This window comes from Peribacillus sp. 05N428 (assembly GCF_056397085.1).
Genome location: NZ_JBFTMS010000079.1, coordinates 1 through 7952, shown reverse-complemented (window position 1 = coordinate 7952; position 7952 = coordinate 1). Strand labels below are relative to the sequence as shown.

Genomic DNA, 7952 nt, shown 5'->3' with positions numbered 1-7952 from the left:
ACTCTATACCGATAGATGAAGATTTAGCGAATATTCTCGCCGTGTTAATAGACAAATCAAAAAAATATAGCAATGAAGAAAACAACCCAAATCGGTTTGTTTTTGTAAGGTATAGAGGAGTTAGAAAAGGACGTCCCTATTCGAATGGTTGGGTTAGCGAAAAACTTAACGACCTTGCAAGTGAAAGAAGGATAGTCGATGAAAAGGGGAATATTTATCATTTTAAAATCCATCAATTTAGACACACATATGCAGTAAAGATGTTAAATAGTGGMGCTGATATTCTTACAGTTCAAGAACTATTGGCACATGCTTCACCTGAAATGACCMTCAGATATGCTAAATTGTTAGATGGTACGAAGCGTAAAGTGTTCGAAGAAGCCATGAAAAATGGATTGTTTAGTTTTGATTTTAACGGTGAAATGAAGCAGGTTAATTCGGACGAAGAAGTACCATCAGATCTACTTGAGATGTTATGGCGTGATCATAAATTAAACGCGATAGATAATCCATACGGAAGCTGCCACGCAAGAATTAACGGTAATTGTCCTTATTCAGAGGAACCGCCATGCCTAACTTGTAATGGTGGAAGTCCATGCAAAGATTTAGCGATTGGATTCTCAGATTTGGATAAACAAAAATACGAATTATTAATTAAGACCGCGACAAGGACAATTGATATCTTAGAAGGCCGTGGAAGGACTGAAATATCCGAGAAGAATAAAACGAACTTGGAAAGATACAAAAACATATTAAACACCATTGAAAAAGGGAATATTATTTTTGGTCGGTTAGATCGGCTGAATAGAAAGAAGGATTCAGATAATGGCTAATTTTAACCTCCAAACACATTTAAAACAAGTCCATAAAGATCGTAGGACAGCTACCACTAATAAAGTAGATGAAGCGATTCAACGGCTTGTTCGAGCAAATGAGAACATTAATTTTAACAGTGTGGCAAGTGAGGCAGGAGTTGCAAAAGCGACCCTTTATAACAATCTAGTTCTTCGTGAAAGGATTGAAACTTTAAGACAGCAGCAGGCGATAGTTCCTTCCAAAAAACAAGTTCAACGAAAAATGAATGATAATAACAAGGATGCTCTTATCGATTCATTGAAACGAAAAATCAAAAGAATAGAACAAGAGAATAAAGATTTAAAAGGGCAATTAAAAGTAGCTTATGCAGAGATATATAGGAAGATATAACTGTATTTCAAAAGAAACCATTTTGATAAAGGATTGTGTCAAAATGGTTTCACTATTTGGGTCTAGCTATGAAGTTTTTATTAAACTAACGCACCCGTTAGTTTAATAACTAAACTTATTTTTTTTCTCTTTTACGAAATAGAAACCTGTCCCATTTTCTTGTGGAACAAACCCTTGTTGAGCTGAACTATTTTCTACCATATTTTGCTCTTCTGCGGTTATAAATGTGGTAACATCTTTTCCTTCAGCTATCATACCTTCTCTACGGTCTTGTTCCTCTCTTGTTACATATCTGTATTGATCTCCGTTATTAGTACTTGTTTGTCCATCTTGTGCAAATGCCTCTGTACTTTGCAGATCTTTCGCAAAACCGATTGATAATGCTAAAGCTCCTGTAAAACCAAGGGTTAAAACTAATTTCCCTTTCATATAAAAACCTCCCAATAATTCTAACTGTTGCAATAACATATTTTACCATAACTAAAATTATGTTACTTTAAAATTTATTTCTTCAACTAACTGCCCCAATAGTTGTATATGAAAAAGCTGCCTTTTAGACAGCTCTAATCTTCAGCTAAAGAACCTGTTAGTTCAAAACATATTCCATTCCATTTTGGGCAAAGTAACTGTAATTAAAACAAGGAGGTAGTTATGGTTAAGAAAACGATTTTTGCTATATGTACATTATTTCTTTTGAACGTAGTCGCACCAACTCTAGAGGCAAAAGCTTTAACCTTTGGTGAATTACCAACCAAACAAACATCGAAACAATAGTCAGTTCAAGTAGGAGAAGCTGAACAAGATAAGGGGTTAATAAAGCCCGAAAAGGGAAAATTTCATACTTACTCTTTAAAAGTTGATAACATTGGTAAAGATGTATTGACTGCGGAAATTCATATGTTTAGAAATGAACCTAATTCTACGACGAAGTTTGCACTTTTTGGTTGTCCTCCTGATAATCCTTGTAGAGAAATAGATACTGATGAACAGGCGATTTCTTTAGCAAAACAATTGAATGATGGGTATCCTTATAAATTTAGCAATTTCCTTTTAGCTGAAAAAGCAACGGAATTGGAAGTTGAAATCGTTTGGACTCAAAAAGGTAGCGAAGGCAGACCTTTAAAAGAAACATTTACATTCACTGCTGAATAACCTTTTTGTTGAACTAACGCACCCTTTAGTTGCATAAAGAAAAAGCTGCCGTATAGACAGCTCCGATTTTCAGCTAATGCACCCGTTAGCTTGCAGAAAAAATATTATTTAAAATCAAAGTTGAAACTATACGGCATCTCTTCTAGGGTATTTACTTCTGTCGCAAATTGAAACAATTCAGGGTGATCTGCCATATCTTGCATCGCCTTTTCTCTTTGTTTTTTTGCTGTTTCAATGTCATCTTCAACTAAGGTGACACTTCCAGGTAATAGAATAACTTCTTCATCTACTGGTACTGGCGCATTTGCTAAATCAGATTGGAAAGAAGAGAGACCAATGAAAGTGATTAAAAAGCCAAATAACATAAAGATTTTCTTAAACATAAACTACCTCCTTATAATATGTATAATTGTACCATTAAATTATGGATAGAATTGGATACTAAATACTTATATTGGTCCTTCTTTCAGTAACTTGCCGCGATAGTTTCATAAAGAAAAAGCTGCCTTTGAGACAGCTCCGATCTTTAGCTAACGCACCCGTTAGTTCCATAAGAATTGTTTATATATGATTAATTAGTATTTTTCAAAGTAAAAACTTAAAGTGCCTTTCATTCAAAACGGCAAACTCATAGTAACTGTTCTTATGTTAAAGCCCATTTTTTCGTACAATTTAATAGCTTGGTTCTCTGCAAAAGCACTTAGACGGACTTCTGAGTACCCATCTTGTTTTAGAAGGTCAATGGCAGTTCTCATAAGCATTTTAGAAATTCCATTCCCTCTAAATTCTTCTATAACAAATAATTCATAAATAAATCCAATCATTTTATCAGTAAATTGGTCTTTAATTGCCCCTATAAGGACCCATCCCATTAATTTATCGTCTTCTGTTGCTATTAAATAATAGCTTCCCTTTTCAAGAAGTGGTTCAACAAGTTGTTCGATTTTTTCATTTGTAGGTTTTACTTCACCCAATGTGCCATCAAAAACAGCTTGTGGTGAAAGTAACATAACCTTTTTAAGTTCCGAGTCGTTAGGTTTTCTAATATCCATTAATTGAGTCCAGTCCTTTCAATATCATTTTTATAAAGTTTAACATTACACTCCAGTAATTCCCTTTCAAAATCTATAATTACGTGTGATTACTTGTTCAACTAACCTGCCCCGATAGTCCATAAGAAAAAGCTGCCTTAAGACAGCTCTGATCTTCAGCTAAAGCACCCGTTAGTTTAATTACAATTCTTCACAAACAACAGGGTCTTTCTTTGTTTTAAGGCCCAAATAACAATCGCGGAAGCATAGTCCATAAGGAGAACAACAACAATAAGATGGTTAGTCCTGCCCAGAAAAAGGAGGTAACACCCTTTCGTTCCATAATAAACGAAACTACAAATAAACCTATTATTATAACAGGGAATAAAGGGTCTGCCCCATTCACGATATGAAAAACCTGTACTCCAATGATGATAAGTCCTGCTAAGAAGTTGAACAAAGACGATTTTTTCAAACATCCCCACCCTTTCTAATTTCAATCCAATTATACATTAATACTCCATATTATCCCATTTTCCCTATTATCATTTTATCCTTCTTCAACTAAACTACCCCGTTAGAGCCATAAGAAAAAGAGCTGCCGAAGCAACTCCCTTATTGAAGTAAAGCACCTGTTTGTTGAATAAGACTTATTGTGAGTTAACACAAGTTGTGACATAAAACAGTTAAAATGATTTAAAAATTGAATTTAAAACAATAAATAGAAAAATGATAATAGCAACTACAATTGCTTCGAGTGTGATTTTTTTATTCTTTTTCTTTTGCTGTAATTTCTCCCTATATTCCATTTGAATCTTTTTCTTTTTATCATCTAATTTCATAGCAGGTAGACCCCTTAATGAAAATAATTTAAGTTTATTTTACCATAAAAAACCACATTTGTTCTTCAACTATCCTGCCCCGATAGTTCCATAAGAAAAAGCTGTCTTTAAGACAGCTCTGATCTTCAGCCAAGGCATCCGTTAGCTTAATAAGGGATTTTGATGTGGTTAACTTTTATCTTATTCCAAGTTAATTTCCAATTCTTTTTTGTTATGCGATCTTCATAAATTTCCACTCGCTCTTTAGTTTCTTTAAAATAAGGTGTTGGTTTTACTTCTAAATTAATAACATCACTAATTCCACAAGGGGCTGTTAATATTACATTGTCATTTTCATCTAACTTTACTCCTAAAGCTGTTGCTGTTTCTGGAAACTTCGATATAGCATCAACAGACGAGGAATAAGGAGGCATATTACTTTTAACATGCATTCTCGCTTCATTCTTTACCGACCAAGGGATATTGGGTATAAGAAATTTTAATTTTTTTTCGATTTTCTTTTCTTCTAATTTATCAATATTTGTTGGATCAAAATAGATCACATCAATATCTGGAATAGTTGTTCTTACTCTAAAATCGTGTAACACATCCCAGACCTTTGATCGGATAAATCCAGCACATATCCACCAATCAGGCAAATTCAATGATTTGGTAGATTCTAATATTTCCATCATCCATTTATCTTTGCTAATAAGCGAAACGATTTCTTCCTCATTAATCACTTTAAAATTACTCCTTGTAAAATGTATTTCATTAGTTATTCTTTAACTTCGGATGCAAATCCTTCTTCAACTAAACTGCCCCGTTAGTTCATTAAGAATATTTTTTTACATTCCAAAGGCCATCAAATGATGGCCTTTTTCAGGAACTAACACAGTTATTAGTGTAATAAGAATGATAACGTTTTTAAGACTTTTGTGACATTATTTCTAATGTGCTATGGAAATGAGGTTGACCGTGCGAAATGTCCATAGAGTAAGACTGAGACAAGCTTATCGTTTTATAATCTGCAAAAAAGCCTTCTAATTCACTTCTTGTAAAATAATGAAGAAACATATTTGAACTTTCAATATAAAACGTATGCTCTGCTAACTGCTCATACTTCTCTGGAGCTTTCTTTCTACCTGGTTCTTTATCATCAAAGGCATTAATATATACCAACCCATTTTTAATCAACCCATTTTTCACCTTTTCGATAATAATTTTAATATCCTTATCAGGAAAAAAATTAAGTACATTTGAAAGTATAATTAAAGAATATTTATTTGGTTCAATCTCAAAAGAAGTAATATCTTGAACTTTAGCGTTAATATTCAAATTGTGCTCTTTCGAAAGTTCCAAACATCGTTCCACTGCCGTTTCCGAAATATCGATACCCTCAACAGCAAATCCCTGTTTAGCAAAAAAAAGGGCATTTCTGCCCTCTCCAATACCTATGTCTAAAACCTCTCCGTTTTTAGGAAGCATTTCAACATATTGAGATAAGATACTATTAGGATTGAAACCCCATAAACTCTCAACATTTCTATATTCTTTCTCCCATATATTTTGTTTCATTTTTGTCACCCTGCATTTAACCTCCCCCAGTAATTCCAAAAATCGTTACCTGCATTTTACCACAAATTCCATAATACCCCTTAAACTAACCTGCGTTGCATAAAGAAAAAGCTGCCTTAAAAACAGCTCTAATCTTCAGCTAAAGCACCCGTTAGTTCTATAAGAAAAGCGAAGAAGATTCCTCAAACCATATAGGTTTGTGACATTTCAAATCCTCGCTTACTTTTCTGCCATTTTCATAATCTCATTTGCAACAACCACTTCAGTGCCAGAAAGTCCCACGGAACAAAACAATGTAACATCATTGATTGAAGTTCTGCCCGGTGTTTTTCCAGTTACGATGTCCGAAAGCTGTACAATATTCTGTTCATAAGGAGTATTGGCTAAGAAGTGAGGTGTTGAATAGGCACGTAACTGTTCAAGGGAGTCTGTACTAATTACGGAGCTTTTACCAGCTACTTCTATGGGCAACTCATGTCCATTCATCGATTTTGGTCCAACAGTATTGATATGTACACCCGGTTTTAACCAATCCGCATCAATCACTGGTGAACGACTATTTGTAGCACAGATGATGATATCTGCCTTCTCCACACACTTTTTGGGTGAATCCATAGGAATTACATCCAAATCAAGTTTTTCAGACATTTCTTCGGCAAACTTCTTTCGATTTATATCATTACGACTGTAAACCAGAACCCTTTTAATATCACGAATAGCTATAGCTGCTTCTAACTGCGTACGAGCTTGTATACCTGTTCCAATTATCGCTAGCTGTTCTGCATCTGACCGAGACATGGCATTAATGGCAGCTCCCCCAATTGCGCCCGTGCGAAGGGCACCAAGTGAATTGCCAATAATAACGCCTTTGAATACACCTGTCACGGAATCAAACACAGATACCAGTTGTTCGTGACCCGAATGATCGTTTGAATAGGTATCGTAAACTCGAAAGCCTATAACTTTTTCAGTCTCCGTTGCGGCGCCAGCAGTGAAAACCAAGTTTCCATTCTCCGTCCCCAACTGAAATCGAGGTGGTGAAACAAGGGTTGCATTTGCTTGTTCACGAAAAACGCGCTCAATTGCCTCAATGACGGGTTTCATTCTAGTCAATCTCAAAACGTCAGAATCTGTTAGAACTTGATATGACATGTCTTATATGCCCACCTTTCATAGAAACCTAGTCTAAAACGCTATAACTTTACACTTTTTACATTTATTAACTAATTATACCTTTCTTTTAGTTTAACATAAAACAACCATTTCTTTACTCAACACTCTGGCCCAATTGTTGAACAAAGATTAAACAGTACTCTTCAACTATCCTGCCCCTTTAGTTCCATAAGAAAAAGCTGCCATTTAGGGGCAGCTAAAACGAACCATTATTTATCTTGTTAGTGGAATCTTAATATCATTACCAACTTCAAGAATGCAGTCTTGACGGTTCTTGACAGGAGCAAAAACCATGTTGTATTCATCATCGTCACCTGATACCTCACCCTTATTAAAGATAGGATCAACTTTTTCACCAGCTGATTTTAGAAATACACCAGACTTTTTATTGTCAACGAAATACCCGTATTTTTTATTTACTTTCCTTGTATTAAGCAATTTATGCTCTAACTTGCTCATCTTTCTATACTGGGATCCACTCTCTGCAGTTTGGAGTTTTGTATCAGATCCAGTAACGACAACTCTTGTTTCTAGTGGCGAGAACTCTAWCCTTATAATTTTRTATGTTTCTTTTTCAAAAATAAATTCTTTGTTTATTTCCATAGTTTCTCTTTTTAAAACRGCTGATTYATCAAGCCTTATATCAAGTGGCCATATTGTTTGTACTTTTYGAGTCTTATTRTTATCGTATATCGTCAAATTTTCAATTTCTARTCGGATGTCYTGTCCAGCATATTTTTTTAGGGATTCAAAGGATAAAGCTTTAACCACTTTGTTTTCTTTACTATCGTAATATCTACTTCCCCAACCCACACAAGATAATGATTTTTTCTGTGTATTTCCAACAAAGAGGTTAATCAATGTGTCTCCCTCAAAATTATCGACATAATAATTTTTTAAATTTGTTTTCTTACTTTGGAAGGTCAATAAAAGTTTTGTCTCTTTATCATCCGTCATTATACTCTCAAAATGCACTCTTATATCATTTTTA

Annotated in this window: 12 protein-coding genes; 4 read left to right on the top strand and 8 right to left on the bottom strand. The window is 34.5% G+C overall.

What is annotated here, in order from left to right:
- Both AC1DIV_RS29250 and AC1DIV_RS29245 read left to right on the top strand, forming a co-directional pair.
- The coding region (locus AC1DIV_RS29250) for a tyrosine-type recombinase/integrase (RefSeq protein ID WP_477577910.1) at positions 1-833 on the top strand (833 nt) is incomplete at its 5' end.
- A complete protein-coding gene (locus tag AC1DIV_RS29245) occupies positions 826-1206 on the top strand; it encodes a DUF6262 family protein (RefSeq protein ID WP_105718932.1) in 381 nt (126 codons plus the stop codon). The genes AC1DIV_RS29250 and AC1DIV_RS29245, both read left to right, overlap by 8 nt.
- Before the next feature lie 102 nt (positions 1207-1308).
- Here AC1DIV_RS29245 and AC1DIV_RS29240 read toward each other — a convergent pair whose 3' ends face one another.
- Positions 1309-1635 carry a hypothetical protein gene (locus AC1DIV_RS29240; protein ID WP_105718931.1) on the bottom strand — a complete coding sequence of 109 codons (327 nt, stop codon included), beginning with the start codon at positions 1633-1635 and terminating at the stop codon, positions 1309-1311.
- Between the two features lie 222 nt (positions 1636-1857).
- Between AC1DIV_RS29240 and AC1DIV_RS29235 the strand changes: the two genes are divergently transcribed.
- Positions 1858-1980: a hypothetical protein gene (locus tag AC1DIV_RS29235; RefSeq protein ID WP_284706183.1), complete on the top strand. Its 123-nt coding sequence runs from the start codon at positions 1858-1860 to the stop codon at positions 1978-1980.
- Between the two features lie 105 nt (positions 1981-2085).
- Positions 2086-2358, top strand: a complete 273-nt coding sequence (locus tag AC1DIV_RS29230; protein ID WP_477577909.1) for a hypothetical protein — start codon at positions 2086-2088, stop codon at positions 2356-2358.
- Positions 2359-2462: 104 nt separating this feature from the next.
- On the opposite strand, the gene AC1DIV_RS29225 is transcribed toward AC1DIV_RS29230, so the two are convergent.
- From AC1DIV_RS29225 to AC1DIV_RS29195, 7 genes are all read right to left on the bottom strand, one after another.
- Positions 2463-2741, bottom strand: a complete 279-nt coding sequence (locus AC1DIV_RS29225; RefSeq protein ID WP_054399208.1) for a hypothetical protein — start codon at positions 2739-2741, stop codon at positions 2463-2465.
- A 231-nt stretch (positions 2742-2972) separates the two neighbouring features.
- On the bottom strand, positions 2973-3410 hold the full coding sequence (locus tag AC1DIV_RS29220; RefSeq protein WP_105718930.1) for a GNAT family N-acetyltransferase: 438 nt from the start codon (positions 3408-3410) through the stop codon (positions 2973-2975).
- Positions 3411-4075: 665 nt separating this feature from the next.
- On the bottom strand, positions 4076-4231 hold the full coding sequence (locus AC1DIV_RS29215; protein ID WP_181151578.1) for a hypothetical protein: 156 nt from the start codon (positions 4229-4231) through the stop codon (positions 4076-4078).
- A 146-nt stretch (positions 4232-4377) separates the two neighbouring features.
- Positions 4378-4905 carry a nucleotidyltransferase family protein gene (locus tag AC1DIV_RS29210; protein ID WP_105718949.1) on the bottom strand — a complete coding sequence of 176 codons (528 nt, stop codon included), beginning with the start codon at positions 4903-4905 and terminating at the stop codon, positions 4378-4380.
- A gap of 232 nt (positions 4906-5137) precedes the next feature.
- A complete protein-coding gene (locus tag AC1DIV_RS29205; protein ID WP_235443596.1) occupies positions 5138-5788 on the bottom strand; it encodes a class I SAM-dependent methyltransferase in 651 nt (216 codons plus the stop codon).
- Positions 5789-6007: 219 nt separating this feature from the next.
- Positions 6008-6940 (bottom strand): ornithine cyclodeaminase family protein, encoded by a 933-nt coding sequence (locus AC1DIV_RS29200; RefSeq protein WP_105718928.1) that lies wholly within the window; start codon positions 6938-6940, stop codon positions 6008-6010.
- 234 nt (positions 6941-7174) lie between these two features.
- On the bottom strand, positions 7175-7952 hold a 778-nt coding region (locus AC1DIV_RS29195; RefSeq protein ID WP_477577908.1), incomplete at its 5' end, for a hypothetical protein.

What these genes read in the sequence shown, in the direction of transcription:
- AC1DIV_RS29245 (WP_105718932.1), top strand. Translation starts at nt 826, where the DNA reads ATGGCTAATTTTAACCTCCAAACACATTTAAAACAAGTCCATAAAGAT.
- AC1DIV_RS29240 (WP_105718931.1), bottom strand. Translation starts at nt 1,635, where the DNA reads ATGAAAGGGAAATTAGTTTTAACCCTTGGTTTTACAGGAGCTTTAGCA.
- AC1DIV_RS29235 (WP_284706183.1), top strand. Translation starts at nt 1,858, where the DNA reads ATGGTTAAGAAAACGATTTTTGCTATATGTACATTATTTCTTTTGAAC.
- AC1DIV_RS29225 (WP_054399208.1), bottom strand. Translation starts at nt 2,741, where the DNA reads ATGTTTAAGAAAATCTTTATGTTATTTGGCTTTTTAATCACTTTCATT.
- AC1DIV_RS29220 (WP_105718930.1), bottom strand. Translation starts at nt 3,410, where the DNA reads ATGGATATTAGAAAACCTAACGACTCGGAACTTAAAAAGGTTATGTTA.
- AC1DIV_RS29215 (WP_181151578.1), bottom strand. Translation starts at nt 4,231, where the DNA reads ATGAAATTAGATGATAAAAAGAAAAAGATTCAAATGGAATATAGGGAG.
- AC1DIV_RS29210 (WP_105718949.1), bottom strand. Translation starts at nt 4,905, where the DNA reads ATGATGGAAATATTAGAATCTACCAAATCATTGAATTTGCCTGATTGG.
- AC1DIV_RS29205 (WP_235443596.1), bottom strand. Translation starts at nt 5,788, where the DNA reads ATGAAACAAAATATATGGGAGAAAGAATATAGAAATGTTGAGAGTTTA.
- AC1DIV_RS29200 (WP_105718928.1), bottom strand. Translation starts at nt 6,940, where the DNA reads ATGTCATATCAAGTTCTAACAGATTCTGACGTTTTGAGATTGACTAGA.